This window comes from Armatimonadota bacterium, assembly GCA_037138755.1.
Taxonomy (GTDB): Bacteria; Armatimonadota; Fimbriimonadia; order Fimbriimonadales; family Fimbriimonadaceae; genus Fimbriimonas.
Map to the genome: position 1 here is coordinate 123,851 of JBAXHT010000003.1, position 16,857 is coordinate 140,707.

The window sequence follows — 16,857 nt, forward strand, 5'->3', positions numbered from 1 at the left end:
AGCGCAGAATTGTGTTGAACCCCGGGTGGTTTTCGACGTACAATCCTGGTGATGAAAGCCGTCGCCCTCATTCCCGCGCTAGCCGTGGTTGCGCTCGCAGGTATGGTCTTCGCCCAAGACCCTCCCAAAGAACCCGTCAAAACCACGAAGCTCGACTTCAAGAAGGACATTATTCCAATCGTTAAGGCGAACTGTATCAGTTGCCATAACAAGGATAAGGCGGAGCACAATGTGATGTTTCCGGACAACATGACCGAAGAAGACGCGTTGAAGAATGCCCGAATGTGGCGCAACTCGGCTCGCGAGGTGAAGAAGGGTGCAATGCCTCCCAAGAACAACGGAACAATGGGCGATAAGGATCGGGCAAAGTTTGTGGAGTGGGTTGAAGCAAAGATCCCTCGACCAGCACGCCGACCGGGCGGTGAGCCACCGAAGACGACTGGCGGCGGCCACTAAGGCTTCCAAGTTTGATAAAAAGCTGTCGTTGACGAGGTCAACGACAGCTTTTTTGTTTTTCTCTTGCTTATGGGAACTTCTGGAGAACGATGGTTCGTACACCGATCAACCAACGTTGCGTTGGAAACAGGAGAACACAATGCCGATCCTTTCCGGACTCTTATTTGCAGCAAGCATGACAATTGCCATGCAAGACGATTTGATTCACGACAAGCAGTATGTTGTGGTCAAGAACAATGAGCAGGGAACCAGCGCAGGAGCAGGAGCAGGAGCAGGAACGAGCTCAACTGCAGTGGCGGGGAGTGTTTTGCCGCTGACGGAAGTCCAGACACGCGACTTACCAAGCAGGCCGGCGGAGGTGATTGAAGTTCCCCGACTAGCTGAACTGCCGATTGTCGGTAACCTATTCGCTACAAACCCTTCTTCAGATCAACTTCGGCGGATTCCCGAACTCAAGAAAGACGTTTCCTGTGCTTTTGTTGACGCATCAGCGACCGACGTTTTGAAATGGCTGTCGAAACAGGGCGTGAACTTTGCCGGATCAAGCGATTCAATGCCAAAAGGTCGGCTCTCCTTGGCCCTCAAAAATGTCCCTCTTTACGAGGCTCTCGACGCTATTGGAGAAGTCTTTGGAGGTTATTGGAGCTTGCGAGGGAAGACTTTGGTTTTCCGAGCAGGGCGGTCTTATGCAATTGCGCCCGATATGGCAGTCGGTCGGTCGATCCCTGCACGTCCTCTGGATCCAAAGCGACCGTACTCGATCACCGTTCCTGGAATGGCTGTGATGCCCCCTATGGGAGCGATGCCTCCGATGAGTGCAGAAGGTTTTAGACTCCGACTTGATCAGAATGCATTTGGTGACCTGGCAAAGTTGCGTGAGATTCCTCCGATGAGTCAGGAAGAGCGGGCGAAGATGCAGAAGGATCTTGCGGTTGCTCGAGAAGAGATCAGCAAGTCGCTTAAAGAAGTGGAGCGAGTTCGCGAAGTCGATATTCGAGCATCTCGAGCTGAGCTCGATAAAGCCCGAAAGGACATGGAGAAGGTTCGAGAAATTGATGTTCGCGCAGCGAGAATCGATATGGAGCGAGCTCGTAAAGACATGGAGAAGGCCCGCGAAGAGATGACCAAGGCCGAGCGTGCGCACCGCGAGGCCTCGTCTCAGCTCAAAGACCTCGGGGAGCGCATGAAGAAGTTGATGGGCTCGATGACTCCTGCGCAGTGGGATCTTCATAAGAAGCAGGGGCACCTGATGTTCAACGACCTGACGAAGGAGCAGCAAAAGATGCTCGCACCTGACGGAAAGTTCAAAGGGAACACCGTCCAGACCACCATCGACGGAAAGTCGCTGACAATCAAAGGCTGACCTTGGCGGCTCCCTGCACTCACTTGAGGCAGGGGGCCTTTTCGTGGGTCAAGTATGCTTGATGTATGAATCGGTGGGTGAAAGTTGCTGCGCTTAGCGGGGCTCTTGCAGTCGCGCTCGGGGCGTTTGGCGCGCATGGTTTGAAGTCACACGTCACCGGAGAAGCTCTTGAAACGTGGAAAACCGCGGCGCACTACCATTTGATTCACTCAGCTGTTTTGCTTATGTTGGGATTGCTGAGCGAGAAATTAGTTTGGTCTAAGCGGCTGATGCTGGTGGGAATGTGCATCTTTGCCGGCTCGCTCTACATCTATGTGCTCAGCGGAGTGAAGTTTTTCGCAATCATCACTCCACTGGGAGGTTTATCGCTGATCCTGGGTTGGATCAGTTTGGCACTTGGTGAACGCCGGGCTTAGGGCCAGGCGAGGTTGTTTCGCGGGTCTTTAGGATAGGCGCCTTTGGGCTTGAACTTCTGACTCGCGACGGCAGTTCCGATCGCAGGTTGAGCCAGATTGGCGGTGATGTCCTTGGGATAGGAGCCAGTACGTGCAGTGACCGCGCTTTGGCGACCAGATTGGGCCACGACGGCGATGTGCTGCCGGGGACCCTTCGGGTACGCGAGTCCGGTTGTGGACTGGGCGTTCACTTTCGTGACGACAAGAGTGAGCAACATCGTTGTGATCATCTTGCCTAGTTCTACGTATCAGTGATGGACATCCGTTGACACATTCACTGCTTTGGCTAAACCACGGCGCCAAACTTTCGGGTGCGCCGCTGGAATTCTTTGACGGCATCGAGAAGATGCTGCTTGGAGAATTCAGGCCACGGATCTTGCGTAACCCAGAGCTCGCAATAGGCTCCTTGGAAAAGGAGGAAGTTGCTCCAGCGCATCTCGCCAGCCGTGCGGATCATGAGGTCTGGATCGGGCTGGTGGGGATTGTAAAGGTGAGCGGAGATCAGCTCTTCAGTGATGTCCTCCGGGTCAAACTCTGCGGCGATGAGATCTTTGACGGCGTCGACGATTTCCGCCCTTCCGCCGTAGTTTACGGCGAGGGTGAAGACGATGCCGGTGTTGTTGGCGGTCATCTCCATGCCGGTTTCGAGAGCGTCTCGCAGCCCGGCGGGGAGCTCTTCGATTCGGCCCGAGAAGTTGAGACGCACATTATTCGTGTGCATAATCCTCAGCTCCTCTCGGGTGGCTTTCTCGATTAGGGTCATCAACCCTTCGACCTCTTCTGAGGGCCTGCGCCAGTTCTCTGCAGAAAAGGCATAGACCGTAAGATACTTGATCCCAAGGTCGCTTGAGTTCAGCAAAGCACCGCGTAAGGCCTTGTAGCCTTCGCGGTGACCCAAAAGTCGCTGCCAGCCCTTCTTCTTCGCCCAGCGACCGTTGCCATCCATGATGATAGCAAGATGGTGGGGAAGAGCATCAAGGTCAATCCCTTGCTCTTGCGCCTGAACTTGAATCTTTTTAAGCTTGGTATCCATACCTTCGTAGGAACCCAGCTTTAGACTTGCATCAGTTCTTCTTCTTTCTTCTTGCCTAGATCATCGGCTTTTGCGATGTAGGTATCGGTGAGCTTCTGGACCTTCGCCTCGCCGCCTTTCACCTCGTCTTCGGTGATCTCCTTTTTCTTCTCAAGTCCTTTTATCGAGTCGTTTGCATCGCGGCGGACGTTTCGGATGGCGACGCGTCCCTGTTCCGTTCGGGCGTGCACTTGTTTGACCATGTCCTTTCGGCGATCTTCGGTCATGGCAGGGAAGATGAGGCGGATGCCGGTGCCGTCGTTGTTCGGGTTGATTCCGAGGTCGCTCTTCATAATCGCCTTTTCGATCGGGCCAACCATGCTCTTCTCATATGGCTGGATCATGAGTTGCCGTGCTTCCGGAACGGAGACGTTTGCGATTTGAGTGATCGGAGTTTCGACTCCGTAGTACTCGACGTGAACACGGTCGAGAATCGCCGGGGAGGCGCGGCCGGTGCGATAGCTCGCGAAGTCGTGGATCATGGCCTCAAGGGCCTGTTGCATCTTGTGTTCTGCTTCCTGCAGGGTTTCGTTTACGCTCATGATTGTTCGTCTCCTACGAGGGTCCCTGTCGGTCCGCCACTGAGGGCGTCGAGAAGGGCACCTGGTTTGTGAAAATCGAGGACGATGAGCGGGAGTTTGTGCTCCTCGGCCATCGTGAATGCGGTCTGGTCCATGACCTTGAGGCGATCCTGGATTGCAGTGTTGTAGCTCAGTTTGTCGTACCGCTTGGCGTTCGGATTCTTCTTCGGGTCGCTGTCGTAGACTCCGTCGACTTTGGTGGCTTTGACGATAACGTCGGCGTCAATTTCCAGTGCCCGCAGGACAGCAGCGGTGTCGGTAGAGAAGTACGGGTTACCTGTTCCAGCCGCAAAGATGACCATGCGACCCTTTTGCAGGTGGCGCATTGCGCGTCGTTTGATAAATGGTTCGGCGACTGCGGCGATGGTGATTGCGCTTTGAACGCGCACTTCAACGCCTTTCTTTTCAATAGCGGAAAGTAACCCGAGGGAGTTCATGAGGGTGCCGAGCATCCCCATTTGGTCGGCGACTGAACGGTCGATTCCTCCTTCAGCAGAAAAGGTTTCGCCACGGATGAAGTTTCCTCCACCGACAACGATTGCGGCTTCGATGCCGGCTCGGTGAACAGCAGCCACTTCGTTTGCGATGTAGTTCAGAACGTGGGGGTCAAGACCGAATTTGAGGTCTCCAGCGAGGGCTTCGCCGCTGAGTTTGATAAGTGCGCGTTTGAAGGGTCGTCTACCGCTCGCCAAGATGCGGAGAGTGTACCCGCCGCTCCTACCTGTAAAGACTACTGGCTCAGAACCCGCATTTCGGCTTTTGCCCCATGGCTACCGATTTGGGCGGCGAGCATTTCCGCCTTCATTCTAGGGATGCCCTGGAGCAGGGTTACGGGAGTCTCTTCGAGCATATCTTTCACCTGATTTCGGTTCAAAGCCAGCATGTGCTGGAGCACTTTGATGATCTCTTCATCCTTCTTGCCGCCGTCGATCAGAACGAGCTCGTAGCTTTGGTTGTCATCCACCACTGCGTAGCCTTTAGGGAGTTGCTTGGTTGGTTTGCCTTCTTCCTGGGTAATGGGGATCTCGTGGTTACAAGTTTCGCAGATGAGGAGCTCAGTTTTTTCTGAGTAGTAGTTGAGGGAATTGCAGAAGCCGCAGCGGACTTGCTCAACTGGCAGAACCTTGCTGTCTTTGATAGGAATGAGGTGATTGCACGCAACGCATGTGACGTCCTCGTTTTCGGGTTTTGCAACGAGTTCGTTTCTCTCCGTACAGATTGGGCAGTCCACCGAAAAGGAAGCGACTTTGCGGGTTCCAAGAGCGACTTTGATTCCGTAGCCAATGAGGCCGACGGCTGCCAGACCCAGAACCGAACCAAGCCCGACAAACATGCCGTCGCCTTTGTATTTCAGAAAGAGGAAGGCAAGTGCTCCGCAAGCGATTCCACCGCCGAAGAAGTAGAACGCGCGTTCGCTAATGAGTTCAATGACGTCGGAGGTGCGTTTGATTCGCATAGGTTTGTCCAGTGAATATAGCTGATTCCCGCGATTCCGGCAAGGGGTTTAGTTGAGTTCGTCGTTCTTATCGGACGGTTCGCTATCATCCTTAACCGGCAGGATGAGGATGTGCTTGTCGCCGTCGATCACGGGCGTAAAGGCGTAGTCCCTGCCGAGGGCGCTCAGCATCTCCATCGCGGTCATCTGGGTGAAGTTAACTTGGACATCCGGGTTCTCGAGCCCTGGTGCGATTGTGACGGTGACTTCGCCAGCGGCTGCGATGAGCTGGATCGCCGCGTGGAGTTTTGACACTTCGAGGATGAGATCTGCCTTTTTGAAGTTATCTACGGGTTTTGGCGGCGGGTTCTTTGCCGGATCGACGGGTGGGGTCGCCTGAGCAACCGGGGGAGTTGGGTTCGTCACCGGCATCTCGGGCATGAGTGACTTGCGCTCCGTATTGACTGGAGCCGGTTTGGTAACCGGAGTGGGTTGATTCCGGGTCGCGGCGAGTACGGCCGTTGAGATGACGGCAAGCGAGACGGCAGCGTAGCCGAGCCATTGGATCGGTTTGCGGTCGATGTTGACTGGCCTTGCCTGGAAGACGGGAATCTCGCGGCTGGGGACGCTCTTTCCTTGAGCCTTAAGGGCTTGGACGGTTTTGATGCGCCGCAACAGTTCCTGTTTGTACTTGGGGAAGCGGTGTTCGAAATCGTGGACGGCGTCTACGGTGTCATTCTCCGCGATGGCCCACATGAGCTCGTCGATATCTGGTGGAATTTGCATCAGAGTTCGGGCTCCTGTTCAAAGTATTGGCGGAATCTTTCTCTGGCTCTATAAAGGCGGGTTTTCGCCGCGTTGAGGTTGATGTCCATCGAGTCGGCAATCTCTTGGAGGCTGAGTTCTTGCCAGTAGAAAAGGGTGATGATTGCGCGATCTTGAGGGGCAAGCTTCTCCATGGCAAGCTGGACGCGTGGATCTGGCTCCTCGCCACCTTGAGGCGGAGCCGGGTGTTCGGCGGCTTGGTCAAGTTCTAGTGGCTTGTTTCGGAACCTTCGCTTTCTAGACTCCTGGATCGCTCGGTTGACGGAGATTCGGAAGAGCCAGGTGCTGAATTTGCTTTGGCGATTGAACTTTGGCAGGTTGCGGTAGACAAGCGCGAAGATTTCCTGCGTCGCGTCGGCGGCTTCTTCAGGGTCGATCAGGACGCCTCGGGCCAGGTTGAAAACGCGAGTGTAGTAGCGCGAATAGAGGGTCTCGAAGGCACTTTGATCACCGGCGACGAAGCGCTCGACGAGGATTGTATCCTCGTCGAAACTTCCCGCACCTTCATAGATCATCGACACCACGATCACCTTGTTCTGACGCGCAAACTACGGCGAAGGTGACTCCGTTTGGATCCGTTTGGCAAATTCGCCAGGAAGCTGGGTTCCGGCGTAGACAGTGAAGCCGCCGAAGATGATGACTACCAGGGCCAGAGCGATCTGCCATTTGCGGAAGACGTGCACCCAACCGATCGCCATCAGGGTTGCGAATGCGCTGAGGGCAGGGAAGAGGTAGCGGGCTTGGGCCTGGAAGTAGGTGTTGTTGAACATCACGAACAGGGCAAGGGTGAGGCCGATGAGGCCAAGGGTGATCGCACCGAGTCGTTTGTTTTCGTTCCAGTTCTTACGTAGCCACAGAACTCCGCCGCCGAGGCCGAGGAAGTTGAAAAGGATGATTGCTTTGTACAGTAAGTCAGGCGATTTTCCGTAGGGATTTCCAGATTCGTTGAACCAGATGTCCATATAGCCAAAGACGCCGATGAAAGAACGGGCGGTCCAGTAGCCAATCCAGTTGATCCAATACTGGACTTCGGACGAACCCGCGCCAGGTCCAGCTTCAATGATGCTAATCATAAGCGACTTTTGTGCGGAGCCGGGGAACGCCTCCCGAAAGACCTTTTGGGCCAGCGGGTCGCCGTAAAGATTTTGGTTTCTAAGCCAAAAACGTACAACGAGCAAGATTGGAAGAATTGCTAAAAAGGCAACGTGGACCTTTCGTAGTGTCATCTGTCTAGGTGTATCAGTCGGCAAACCGACTGAGTTCAGGAGAAACCAGAGCGCAACAAGGATATGAGGAATCAAGACAATCAAGGCCGATGTCTTAGTACAGAGGGCAAAACCGACCAGGAACGCGCACTTTTGAAGTGCCGAAGTAGCCTGATCCGGATCGTCAGTTGTAGTCCAAGCCTTGAGCAGGAACGCTACTGACCAACTCATAAAGGTGAAAAGTAGCGGGTCGTTCGAAATTGCACCGCTCAGAGCCACGTTCATTGGCAACAGGGATGCAACGGAAGCTGCCAGGGTCCCAATCTCTTCTCGTTTTGAGCCCCACAATCCAGCAAAGAAAACTCCCGCGACGCCGATCGTGCCGATGAAGCAGTTAAGCAAGCGAATTGTTCTTCCAAACTCCGATGTCTCAACGTCGGTCTTTCCAGTGGCCTCGGCAACTATCTTGGCGACTGAATAGTACAGTGGAGGTTGATGACTCTGGTATTCCTCGCCCAAATCCGGGGAACCAGGCTTAAGAATCGGCAAGGAGTTCTTCGTCAACAGATGTCGGATGTAGTTTGCGTGCTGTCTCTCATCCGGTGCTCCAACATCGCTGACGTGCTGGCGACCGCCTTTACCGTCACCCTGGGTCTGAAGAATTCCGCCCGTTCGGTACGGCGTGATCATCGCGAACCATGCCGCCAGGCAGAAGTGGGTGACCATCAAAATGACTAAGGAAATTCGCGCAAATTTCGCTGACATGAGCAATCTCTGTGTATGATAGCTTTAACTCACTGCACAAGCGAGGGAAAAGGTCATGACAACACTCATCGCGCTCTCCGCAATCGCGGGATTTCTGGACACTCCGAGTAAGGGCTTTACTGATTGGCAGACGGCTCTGGCCGGTAAGAAGTCGGTCTCGGCGACGGTCACCATCAACGAAGTTGGCGGTGTCACCAGCAGCTATAAGATCGACATGAAGAAGCCTGCGTCGCTTCGATTGGAGACAACCGAGGAAACAATCGTCGCCGACGGGACCAACATCACGGTTTTCTCTAAAAAGGACAACGTCTTCTACAAGAAGCCCCAGACCGCAGAAGAGCTGAAGGTGACTTTGAATGAGGACCAGTATGCGATGTTCAGTGGTTTCTTTGGAAGTGCTCCCAAAGTTGTGAAAACTGTCGACGCCGGTTCAAGAACTCTTGGCGGCGAGCCAGTCAACGAAGTCAAGGCGTTTTTCGACAAGTCCGGAAAGAAAACCACTTCCTTCTTTGTTTCGCCAGACGGAGTGGCACGAAGGGCTAACTTGACGGCCGAGGCGAAAGGGCAGTCAAAGCCTAAGCAACTCGTTTTCTCGGCCAAGAACGTTGTGATCGACGGCGCAGCGGTAGACACTCTGTTCGCCTTCAAGGCTCCTACAGGCTCGACGGAAATGTCCTACGAGGACTTCTTCGGATCGCGCTGGGTATACGACTTTGATGAGGCAATGATGATTGCTAAGAAGACCAACAAGGGAATCTTTGTGGACTTCATGGCGAGCTGGTGTGGGCCGTGCAAGATGATGGCCGCAACTGCCTTCGACACTCCGGAATTCAAAGCGTTTGGCAAAAAAGTCGTCTTCTGTCAAATCGATATCGACCTGAATCCAGCGCTCGCAGAGAAATACGGCGTTGAGGCGATTCCGAACGTGTTTGTTCTTAAGTCCGACGGAACTAAGGTCGGATCAATCTTGGGTTGGAGTGGGCTAAGCACCTTCATGTCTAAGATGGACGGACTCGTCAACTCCCTGTAAGCAACCATGGGCCGAAGCAACCCCAGGCAAGTTTGCATGGGGTTGTTTCACTTTTAAGACCTTTTTGAACCTGGAACGCTACCGATCCTTGGGTATTCTCCGAAGTAATAGTTGTATTGCGACTGGAGAAAGTGTGAGCGCGAAATCTGGAAGTGCGACCGCCGAGCGAGCGGAGCAAAGGCAAGGTAGCCGTCGACCCAGCGAGTCATTGACTCGCGAAGAGTGTTTGGAGCTGTTCAAGCAGCTCTATCTCGCCCGATATTTTGATATCCGCCTCATCAAAGAGAAGAAGCGGGGACGACTCCGAGGGACCCTCTACTCGTCGCACAACCAAGAGGCGATTTTGGTTGGTTCGCTTTTTGGCCTTCAGCCAACGGACTGGATCAGCCCGATTCACCGCGACATGCCTGCGTTCTTTTTGAAGGACATTCGTGCGGGGTGGGACAATGACAACCGCATCGGAATGACCATCGAAGAGGTTTGCTGCCAGGTGTGGGGCAAGGTTGGATCCCCTGGACGAGCGCGCGACAACTGGTCGCACATCGGCTCGAAGGCAAAGAAGATCATCCACTCGACCTCGATGCTTGCAGGAACAATTCCAGCTGCGGCGGGTGTCACCTATGCAGACCGACTTCAGGGTGGTAACTGCGTGGCTCTCACTTATAACGGCGAAGGATCGACCGCGCAAGGAATCTTTCATGAGGCAATCAACTACGCGGCAGTTCATAAGCTTCCGGTGATTACGATCATTGAGAACAACCAGTGGGCGTACGGAACTCCTACGGACTTAGAATCTCCGTTAGAGGATTTTGCTGACCGAGCCAAGGGATACGGAATTCCGGGTTTGATCGCCGACGGACAGGACGTTTTTGATGTTTATGACAAGGTCATGGAGGCAGTGAACCACGCCCGAGAAGGCAAGGGACCAGCGATTGTGGAGTGTAAGACATTCCGCGCTTACGGGCACGGCGATCACGATGACGATCGGGCGCAGAAGTATCGCCCAGCCGAAGAAGTTGAAAAGGGCAGACAGCGCGACCCGATTGCGGTTTGCCGCAAGCGGCTGATCGAGCTTGGGCACCTGACAGGCGATGCCGCAACGAGCTTCATGGCTGAAGGAAAAGGCGCTTCGGAAGCGACCAATGACGACTTCCCACCGGAGGTTGTGGCTTACCTGAACAAAGGTATCGAAGCGGCGATCGCATCCCCGCTTCCTGCGGCAGAGGAAGGCGCGATGTGGGTCTTCAAGGAGAACAACTAATCATGGCGGCAACAACGGAAGCTCCGGTGGCTTTGAAGAAGAACTATTTGACCGCGCTCAAAGAAGCTCTCGACGAAGAGATGCAGCGTAACAAGCTGATGCTTTGTCAGGGCGAAGATATTGGCCGACTCGGTGGCGCATTTGGCGTCACCGACGGTTTGCAAGCAAAGTACGGTGTGGATCGAGTTGTCGATATGCCGATCTCGGAAGCGGCGATCATCGGCTCGGCGGTCGGAATGGCGCTGAATGGCATGACGGTTATGGCCGAGATGCAGTTCATCGACTTCATCTCATGTGGCTTCGACCAGATCGTCAACATGATGGCGACCTACCACTATCGAACCGCAGGTGAAGTGAACATTCCAGTCGTCGTTCGCGGTCCAGCCGGAGCTTACGGCGGTGGTGCTCTGTATCATAGTCAGATGAACGAGGCGTGGTTCTGTAACTCGCCAGGTCTGAAGGTGGTTTGCCCTTCAACCCCTTACGATGCTAAGGGAATGCTGAAAGCGGCCCTGCGCGACGGTAATCCAGTCATTTTCTACGAGATCAAGGAGCTTTACCGAAAGCGCGAGATTGAGGAAGAACTGCCTACTGATGACTACATTGTTCCACTCGGAAAGGCGGCAGTTCGACGCGAAGGAACGGATGTTACGCTGGTTTCTTATGGTCAGAACGTCTATCACTGTCTTGAGGCGGCGGCTGAACTTGAGAAGCAAGGTATATCGGCCGAGGTGATCGATCTTCGATCACTCGTTCCTCTCGATGAAGAGACAATTTTCGCATCAATTGCTAAGACTTCGCGAGTGATCGTTGTGAACGAGGCTCCGATGACCTGCGGTTTTGCGGGCGAAGTGGTCGCTCGGATTACGACTAAGGCGTTCCACTTGCTGGATGCTCCTCCGAGCCGAGTGACGCGAATGGATACACCAGTGCCGTGGGTGAAGCCGCTGGAGCTTCACGTTCTGCCTTCGGTTGAAAAGATTGTGAACGAAGCCGTGCGGCTTGTTCGGTTCTGATGTCCTAGCTCGAAAGAATGAAAAAGAGGCTCCTTTTTGGAGCCTCTCTTCTTTGTCTTAGACTGCTTCGCCGAGATAGGCGGCGATAACTTTTGGGTTACTCCGAATCTCTGCAGGGGGCCCCTGAGCGATTTCTTCACCGTGATCCAGAACCAAAATTCGCTCGCAAAGGTTCATGACGAACTTCATGTCGTGCTCGATAAGAAGAACCGTGACGCCGAGGACGTCGCGGATCTTTTTGACCATCTGGAGCAGTTCCATCTTCTCCTGTGGGTTCATTCCCGCGGCAGGCTCGTCAAGAAGTAGAAGCTTTGGTTGGGTCGCCAAAGCGCGGGCGATTTCTAGTCGGCGCTGCTTGCCGTAAGGTAGGTCTCGCGAGCGGGTGTTCGCAACGTCGGCAAGATCAACGAGTTCGAGAAGCTCCATCGCTTTTGCCTTGAGTTCATCGGTCTCTTTGATTGCTGAAGGGAGGTAACAGAGTGCCGAGCCGAGCATCGTTTTGTGGCGCAAGAAGCCACCTACCACGACGTTCTCAAGTGACGAGAGCGAGTGGAAGAGGCGGATGTTTTGGAACGTCCGGCAGATGCCTTGTTGGGCGATTTTATTGGATGGGGTGCCAGTGATGTCGCGGCCATCAAAGTTGATCTTTCCGCTTGTCGGCGCGTAGACGCCCGTAATGATGTTAAAGCAGGTCGTTTTTCCCGCTCCATTCGGACCGATGAGTCCGAATAGGTCACCTTTTTCCAGCTCGAAGGAGACTGAGTTGACCGCAACCAGTCCACCAAATTTGATCGTGGCTTGATCGAGTTTGAGGAGGCTCAAGCTGCCACCTCCGTTTCAGGAGCCTTCTTGCCGAGGAGCTTTTGAACCCAGCTCCATGAGAATTCGTGGTGCCCGAAGATTCCTTGAGGACGAAGGAGCATAAGAACGACGAGAGTAACGGCGAGGACAGGCATTCGGAAGAGCGCACCGTTGATCTGGCCCTGAAAGGCAGGGATCATGATGAGAATTTTCGCCATGACCAACGCAACGACTGCTCCGATTGCGACTGCGCCAAGATTTCGGGCGAGGCGTTGTGAACCAGCGCCGTGGAAGTTCTCTTGGATCTTGCGGAGGAGCACGACGGCTACGATGATTCCAATGGCAACTCCGAGAGGGGTGCCCATCTGGACGTAAGGCAGATCGCGCATCTTCTCAGGAATGAGAAAGAGAACGATCGCGGCAATGGTTGTTCCCGTGATTGACCCCGTGCCACCGAGGACGACCATGGTAAGGATCAAGAACGATACGTCCATCGAGAAGTCTGGCGGGCTTACAAATGCTTTGGTGTGGGCGTACAGCGCCCCAGCGGCTCCCGCGAAGGCAGAACCGATGACGAAAGCAGTGACCTTTATTCGAGTCAGATTAACTCCCATTGCGGCTGAGGCGACCTCGTCCTCGCGGACGGCAAGGAAGGCAAGACCGTGGGCGCTTTTCAGAAGGTTTCGGCAAACGGCGATGCAGGTGATCGCAAGAAGTGAAATAAGGAAGACAGATTCGATCTTTGCAGTTGAGAGACCGTATGCTTCTCCGAGTGACTTTTGGTTCTTGGCAATGATCGTCACGATCTCGCCGATGCCCAGCGTCACGACGGCAAGGTAGTCGCCTTTGAGTCGGAGCGAGGGAATTCCGACAATCAACCCAGCCAATCCGGCTGCGATGGCGCCGAAGAACGCGGAAAGCAAGAGCCAGAGCAGCGGCTTTGAAGCGGCCAGGGCAGAGAACTTGTTAGCCGCCAACACTGCGCCAGTGTAGGCGCCGATTTGGTAGAAGGCGGCGTGACCGATGGAAAACTGGCCTGTGATTCCGTTGATGAGGTTAAGGCTCACCGCCAGGGTCACGTAGATGCCGGCGAGAGACATCAAGAAGCGTCCGTAGGACTTGTCAGCACCCTGCATGAACTTGTCGAGCAGGAAGCAGAAGACAAGCGCCACCAGAATCGAGATCGCCCGAGTGCCGAACCACTTTCCAAAGTTGAACTGCGTCATACCTTCTCCACCTTGTTTGAGCCCAGAAGCCCACCGGGCTTGAAGAGCAAGACGGCGATGAGGATCACGAAGGCGATTGCGTCGCGGTAGGAGGAGTATCCAGCCCATGTGACGAGGTTCTCGGCGACACCCATGAGGAGGGCTCCGACGACTGCGCCGGGGATGTTTCCAATTCCGCCGAGGACTGCGGCAACGAAGGCTTTAACGCCCGGGGCAGTTCCGCTAAACGGATCAATCGGGGCACTTTGAAACGTGGAGTACATCATCGCACCGGCTCCGGCGAGAACTGAGCCGAGGATGAACGTGAAGGAGATCACAGTATTGAGGTTGATTCCCATCAGAGACGACGCATTAAAGTCGACGGAGACAGCGCGCATCGCACGGCCCATGCGGGTTTTCATGACCAAATACCATAGGCCGATCATGAGCATGATCGTCGTGGTGAGCATGATCAGCTTGCCTTTGGGGAGCCGAATCGTGACGGCACTTGTGTCGGCGCGATTCTTTAAGTCGTCGCGCTTGGCGATGGCGGCGGCAAGAACCTTGTTGAGCCGATCACCTTCGGGGGAAAGATCATAAATGCTCGTTTCGAGTTTCTTTTGCTCGTCAAAAGCTCGCTGAGCCGCGTCAACTTCGGGCTGAACCTTTGCGGCTTCGGCAATCAACGAGGCATCAGCCTTCTTGGGAGTGAAAACGAAATCGTCTGCGAAGGGATTAACCTTCGATGTGATCGCTTGCTTTTTGCCTTCGAGAAGAAAAGCCTGTCCTCCGTATTGGAGCAATAGCGAAAGACCGATTGCGGTAATCAGCGAGGCAATTCGGGGGTGGTTTCGGATGGGCCGGTAGGCAAACCGTTCAATTACGAAGCCAGATGCGCCGCTGACAAGCATCGCCATCAATAGCATCAGCAGCAGAGTCACCCAGGAGCCTGCTACTGCGGAGCCGCCGGGTCCAAAGCCGAGCATCCACGACGCGAACATGGCACCGTAGGAGCCTAGCATGAATACTTCGCCGTGTGCGAAGTTGATGAGCTTGAGAACGCCGTACACCATGGTGTAACCCAGGGCGACAAGCGCATAGATGGCTCCCAAAAGGAAGCCATTGACAAGCTGCTGAGGCAGGGTTGTGAAATCCAACCCTGCCAGATTAAGCGATACGAGGTCTAACACTCTTTGTTATTTGCCTTACTTGATTTGGTCTGGCGTGTAGCTGGTTGCGTACTTCTGCCAGTTGTTTCCAGTCTTAGGAACGACTTCAACGACGATGAGCTTCTTCGGCGGGTTGCCATTCATACCTTTGAGGGTGATGCTACCGGAGACGCCTTTGTAGTCGCTGGTGTCCTCTAGAGCAGCCATGAGGCCTTTGGAATCCATGGTTTTGCTTCGCTTGAGCGCATCAAGAGTGACCGCCATGGCATCGTAGCCGAGGGCGCCCATTGTGGTCGATGGCTCATTTCCGCCGTGTACTGCCTTCCATCGTCCGAGGAAGCCTTGAACTTCTGGGCTCGGATCGAGGTTGTTATAGTGGTTGGCGAAGAATCCTCCAATGATGGCATCGCCAGCTCCGGCAAGGATCGTGTCGCTGTCCCAGCCGTCTCCGCCTAAGAAGACAGCTTTGATCCCAGCGGCTCGGGCTTGCTTTGCGATTGGCCCGACTTCGGTGAAGTAACCGCTGAGGAATAGTGCCTCAGGATTCGCCTTGGCAATATTGGTGAGAACACCTTGGTAATCGGTGCCTTGCTTGGAGCCCGATTCGTACTTTTCGTCGGCAACGATGGAATCATCGCCGGCGAGCTTCTTGAACTCAGCACGGAAACTGTCGCTCAGACCTTGCGAGTAAGGAAGAGCGTTGTCCGTAAGAATTGCAACCTTCTTCTTGTTCAACTTCTCGAACGCGAAGTGAGCCATCGCAGGACCTTGGAATGCGTCGGTGTAGCAGACTCGGAAAACGTGGGAGCCTTCGTCGGTGAGGTCGGTCTTAGTTGCGCCAACTGCGACAACTGGGACGCCCTTATCGAACGCTGACTTCGCGATTTGAATCGTGTTACCACTGGAGACTTCGCCAACGATTCCGATGACTCCCTGACCGAGAACCTTTTCGGCCGCCAGCTTGGCTTGGTCTGGTTTGGAGGCGGTGTCGCCTTCAACGATTTCAACCTTCTTTCCATTGATTCCGCCAGCCTTGTTGACTTCGTCCACGGCGAGTTTGCAGCCGTCAAGTTGATCCGTTCCCCAGGGCTTATTGTCACCGGAAATGCTGGTCACGACGGCGATTTTGATGGTATCGCCTTCAACTTTGAACCCTTCGGCAGTTGGAACCTTTCGAGCGCCCGTGGTGGGAGCCTCGTTGCCACCGGCAGGTGCTGAGGTGCCACCCGCTGCGTTAGAGCCTGAGGCTGCATTGTCACCGCATCCGACGAGAGCGCCGCCAATGATTGCAGCCAGCGCGAGTATGTTAAGATTGCTTCCCCCGATTTTCACTTGGTTTCACCTTGGTTGCCGAGCTTTCTCGGCGTGTTTGGAGTTCGGCAAGTATACAGAAAATTGCACCGAAACATCTTCGGCGTTCGTACAAACTTTAAGAAATGAGTTCCCAACTGGATGTTTTGGTCAGCGAATCCACTGATCTTGTCAACTCGGGGCAGTTCGCTGAGGCACTAACCAAAGCGGACGCTGCGCTTGCGATTGATCCGAGCTCACCCGGTGCCTCACTTGCTCGCGCCGTGTGTCTGTCACAGCTTGGGAACTCAAGCGAGGCTTCCCAGGCATTCGACAAGGCAATCGGTTTGGCACCTGGAGATCCGAAGGCGAGGTTTAATGCTGCGGTACACGAGTACAACTTGGGGAACCTGGAGTTGGCGCGTTCGCTTGCCAAGCAGGCAGTCGACCTGGACGCAAACCATGAAGGTGCCAAGGGACTCCTACAGCGGATTCCGGTAACGAGCCAGCAAGCAAGTTATCCTCGCGACTTCGAGATGGCAGACGAAGTACAGCCTGCGGGTCTTCCATTCATTACCAAGATGGGTAGCGGATGGGTTCTGCTTGGCTGGATCATCTCGATCGCCGCGCTCGCATTTTTTATCATGGATCTCGGCCCTCTGCTTGAAGGTATTCAGGCGGGAATGGCCGCAAAAGGTGACCCCGAAAAGATCAAGCAAATGCAGGCGGAGATGGCCGGTAAGCAGAACATGGTTCTCGCAACCCTCGGACTCGGGGTTCGGGTTCTGACAGTTCTTTGGGGCTTGCTTGACCTAATCCATCGAAAAGGGAACATGGTCTGGCTGATCCCGCATCTTCCTTGCTCCTGCTGTGGGTTTGGGTGGTTGACGCTGCCGATCTACATTCTGTTTGGTCGCAAATAGTTGTT

General features: G+C 54.5%; 19 protein-coding genes. 7 read left to right on the forward strand and 12 right to left on the reverse strand.

Features of this window, described 5'->3' with window-relative positions; genetic code table 11:
* Positions 1 to 51: 51 nt before the first annotated feature.
* The 3 genes from WCK51_12895 (at position 52) to WCK51_12905 (ending at position 2,235) form a co-directional block, all read left to right on the forward strand.
* Entirely contained in the window at positions 52 to 456 is a 405-nt protein-coding gene (locus WCK51_12895; GenBank protein ID MEI7577783.1) for a cytochrome c, read from the forward strand.
* A gap of 139 nt (positions 457 to 595) precedes the next feature.
* Positions 596 to 1,819: a hypothetical protein gene (locus WCK51_12900; protein ID MEI7577784.1), complete on the forward strand. Its 1,224-nt coding sequence runs from the start codon at positions 596 to 598 to the stop codon at positions 1,817 to 1,819.
* Positions 1,820 to 1,884: 65 nt separating this feature from the next.
* On the forward strand, positions 1,885 to 2,235 hold the full coding sequence (locus WCK51_12905; protein ID MEI7577785.1) for a DUF423 domain-containing protein: 351 nt from the start codon (positions 1,885 to 1,887) through the stop codon (positions 2,233 to 2,235).
* On the opposite strand, the gene WCK51_12910 is transcribed toward WCK51_12905, so the two are convergent.
* From WCK51_12910 to WCK51_12945, 8 genes are read right to left on the reverse strand one after another with little or no spacing between them, the layout of a single operon-like run.
* On the reverse strand, positions 2,232 to 2,504 hold the full coding sequence (locus WCK51_12910; protein ID MEI7577786.1) for a hypothetical protein: 273 nt from the start codon (positions 2,502 to 2,504) through the stop codon (positions 2,232 to 2,234). The genes WCK51_12905 and WCK51_12910 overlap by 4 nt on opposite strands.
* Positions 2,505 to 2,560: 56 nt before the next feature.
* Positions 2,561 to 3,307 (reverse strand): polyprenyl diphosphate synthase, encoded by a 747-nt coding sequence (gene uppS, locus WCK51_12915; GenBank protein MEI7577787.1) that lies wholly within the window; start codon positions 3,305 to 3,307, stop codon positions 2,561 to 2,563.
* A 20-nt stretch (positions 3,308 to 3,327) separates the two neighbouring features.
* On the reverse strand, positions 3,328 to 3,888 hold the full coding sequence (gene frr / locus WCK51_12920; GenBank protein ID MEI7577788.1) for a ribosome recycling factor: 561 nt from the start codon (positions 3,886 to 3,888) through the stop codon (positions 3,328 to 3,330).
* Complete coding sequence (gene pyrH / locus WCK51_12925; GenBank protein ID MEI7577789.1) at positions 3,885 to 4,619, reverse strand: UMP kinase; 735 nt, start codon at positions 4,617 to 4,619, stop codon at positions 3,885 to 3,887. Before pyrH ends, frr begins: the two co-directional genes overlap by 4 nt.
* A 38-nt stretch (positions 4,620 to 4,657) precedes the next feature.
* The gene (locus WCK51_12930) at positions 4,658 to 5,383 is read right to left on the reverse strand and encodes a ribosomal protein L7/L12 (protein MEI7577790.1); all 726 of its coding nucleotides are present in this window, start codon (positions 5,381 to 5,383) and stop codon (positions 4,658 to 4,660) included.
* Positions 5,384 to 5,431: 48 nt separating this feature from the next.
* The gene (locus WCK51_12935; GenBank protein ID MEI7577791.1) at positions 5,432 to 6,148 is read right to left on the reverse strand and encodes a hypothetical protein; all 717 of its coding nucleotides are present in this window, start codon (positions 6,146 to 6,148) and stop codon (positions 5,432 to 5,434) included.
* Positions 6,148 to 6,702 (reverse strand): RNA polymerase sigma factor, encoded by a 555-nt coding sequence (locus WCK51_12940; GenBank protein ID MEI7577792.1) that lies wholly within the window; start codon positions 6,700 to 6,702, stop codon positions 6,148 to 6,150. The genes WCK51_12935 and WCK51_12940 overlap by 1 nt, the downstream gene beginning before the upstream one ends.
* 33 nt (positions 6,703 to 6,735) lie before the next feature.
* Complete coding sequence (locus tag WCK51_12945; protein ID MEI7577793.1) at positions 6,736 to 8,157, reverse strand: phospholipid carrier-dependent glycosyltransferase; 1,422 nt, start codon at positions 8,155 to 8,157, stop codon at positions 6,736 to 6,738.
* 55 nt (positions 8,158 to 8,212) lie between these two features.
* Here WCK51_12945 and WCK51_12950 point away from each other — a divergent pair, with 55 nt between their 5' ends.
* The 3 genes from WCK51_12950 to WCK51_12960 all read left to right on the forward strand — a co-directional run bounded on the left by WCK51_12950 (position 8,213) and on the right by WCK51_12960 (position 11,464).
* Positions 8,213 to 9,187 (forward strand): thioredoxin domain-containing protein, encoded by a 975-nt coding sequence (locus tag WCK51_12950; protein ID MEI7577794.1) that lies wholly within the window; start codon positions 8,213 to 8,215, stop codon positions 9,185 to 9,187.
* Positions 9,188 to 9,320: 133 nt separating this feature from the next.
* Positions 9,321 to 10,448: a thiamine pyrophosphate-dependent dehydrogenase E1 component subunit alpha gene (locus WCK51_12955; GenBank protein MEI7577795.1), complete on the forward strand. Its 1,128-nt coding sequence runs from the start codon at positions 9,321 to 9,323 to the stop codon at positions 10,446 to 10,448.
* A 2-nt stretch (positions 10,449 to 10,450) separates the two neighbouring features.
* Entirely contained in the window at positions 10,451 to 11,464 is a 1,014-nt protein-coding gene (locus tag WCK51_12960) for an alpha-ketoacid dehydrogenase subunit beta (protein ID MEI7577796.1), read from the forward strand.
* Positions 11,465 to 11,521: 57 nt separating this feature from the next.
* Here the strand turns inward: WCK51_12960 and WCK51_12965 are convergent, their stop codons facing one another.
* Genes WCK51_12965 through WCK51_12980 form a run of 4 tightly spaced genes read right to left on the reverse strand, consistent with a single transcriptional unit; the run spans position 11,522 to position 15,971 of the window.
* The gene (locus WCK51_12965) at positions 11,522 to 12,286 is read right to left on the reverse strand and encodes an ABC transporter ATP-binding protein (protein MEI7577797.1); all 765 of its coding nucleotides are present in this window, start codon (positions 12,284 to 12,286) and stop codon (positions 11,522 to 11,524) included.
* Entirely contained in the window at positions 12,283 to 13,491 is a 1,209-nt protein-coding gene (locus WCK51_12970) for a branched-chain amino acid ABC transporter permease (protein ID MEI7577798.1), read from the reverse strand. The genes WCK51_12965 and WCK51_12970 overlap by 4 nt, the downstream gene beginning before the upstream one ends.
* Positions 13,488 to 14,660 carry a branched-chain amino acid ABC transporter permease gene (locus tag WCK51_12975; protein ID MEI7577799.1) on the reverse strand — a complete coding sequence of 391 codons (1,173 nt, stop codon included), beginning with the start codon at positions 14,658 to 14,660 and terminating at the stop codon, positions 13,488 to 13,490. Before WCK51_12975 ends, WCK51_12970 begins: the two co-directional genes overlap by 4 nt.
* A gap of 15 nt (positions 14,661 to 14,675) precedes the next feature.
* Positions 14,676 to 15,971 carry an ABC transporter substrate-binding protein gene (locus tag WCK51_12980; GenBank protein MEI7577800.1) on the reverse strand — a complete coding sequence of 432 codons (1,296 nt, stop codon included), beginning with the start codon at positions 15,969 to 15,971 and terminating at the stop codon, positions 14,676 to 14,678.
* Positions 15,972 to 16,075: 104 nt separating this feature from the next.
* On the opposite strand from WCK51_12980, the gene WCK51_12985 reads away from it, so the two are divergent.
* Complete coding sequence (locus WCK51_12985; protein MEI7577801.1) at positions 16,076 to 16,852, forward strand: tetratricopeptide repeat protein; 777 nt, start codon at positions 16,076 to 16,078, stop codon at positions 16,850 to 16,852.
* The last annotated feature ends 5 nt before the right edge of the window (positions 16,853 to 16,857 follow it).

Excerpts from the sequence above, each read along its gene's own strand:
- WCK51_12895 (MEI7577783.1), top strand. The coding sequence starts at position 52 with ATGAAAGCCGTCGCCCTCATTCCCGCGCTAGCCGTGGTTGCGCTCGCA.
- WCK51_12900 (MEI7577784.1), top strand. The coding sequence starts at position 596 with ATGCCGATCCTTTCCGGACTCTTATTTGCAGCAAGCATGACAATTGCC.
- WCK51_12905 (MEI7577785.1), top strand. The coding sequence starts at position 1,885 with ATGAATCGGTGGGTGAAAGTTGCTGCGCTTAGCGGGGCTCTTGCAGTC.
- WCK51_12910 (MEI7577786.1), bottom strand. The coding sequence starts at position 2,504 with ATGATCACAACGATGTTGCTCACTCTTGTCGTCACGAAAGTGAACGCC.
- uppS (MEI7577787.1), bottom strand. The coding sequence starts at position 3,307 with ATGGATACCAAGCTTAAAAAGATTCAAGTTCAGGCGCAAGAGCAAGGG.
- frr (MEI7577788.1), bottom strand. The coding sequence starts at position 3,888 with ATGAGCGTAAACGAAACCCTGCAGGAAGCAGAACACAAGATGCAACAG.
- WCK51_12930 (MEI7577790.1), bottom strand. The coding sequence starts at position 5,383 with ATGCGAATCAAACGCACCTCCGACGTCATTGAACTCATTAGCGAACGC.
- WCK51_12935 (MEI7577791.1), bottom strand. The coding sequence starts at position 6,148 with ATGCAAATTCCACCAGATATCGACGAGCTCATGTGGGCCATCGCGGAG.
- WCK51_12940 (MEI7577792.1), bottom strand. The coding sequence starts at position 6,702 with ATGATCTATGAAGGTGCGGGAAGTTTCGACGAGGATACAATCCTCGTC.
- WCK51_12945 (MEI7577793.1), bottom strand. The coding sequence starts at position 8,157 with ATGTCAGCGAAATTTGCGCGAATTTCCTTAGTCATTTTGATGGTCACC.
- WCK51_12950 (MEI7577794.1), top strand. The coding sequence starts at position 8,213 with ATGACAACACTCATCGCGCTCTCCGCAATCGCGGGATTTCTGGACACT.
- WCK51_12960 (MEI7577796.1), top strand. The coding sequence starts at position 10,451 with ATGGCGGCAACAACGGAAGCTCCGGTGGCTTTGAAGAAGAACTATTTG.
- WCK51_12970 (MEI7577798.1), bottom strand. The coding sequence starts at position 13,491 with ATGACGCAGTTCAACTTTGGAAAGTGGTTCGGCACTCGGGCGATCTCG.
- WCK51_12985 (MEI7577801.1), top strand. The coding sequence starts at position 16,076 with ATGAGTTCCCAACTGGATGTTTTGGTCAGCGAATCCACTGATCTTGTC.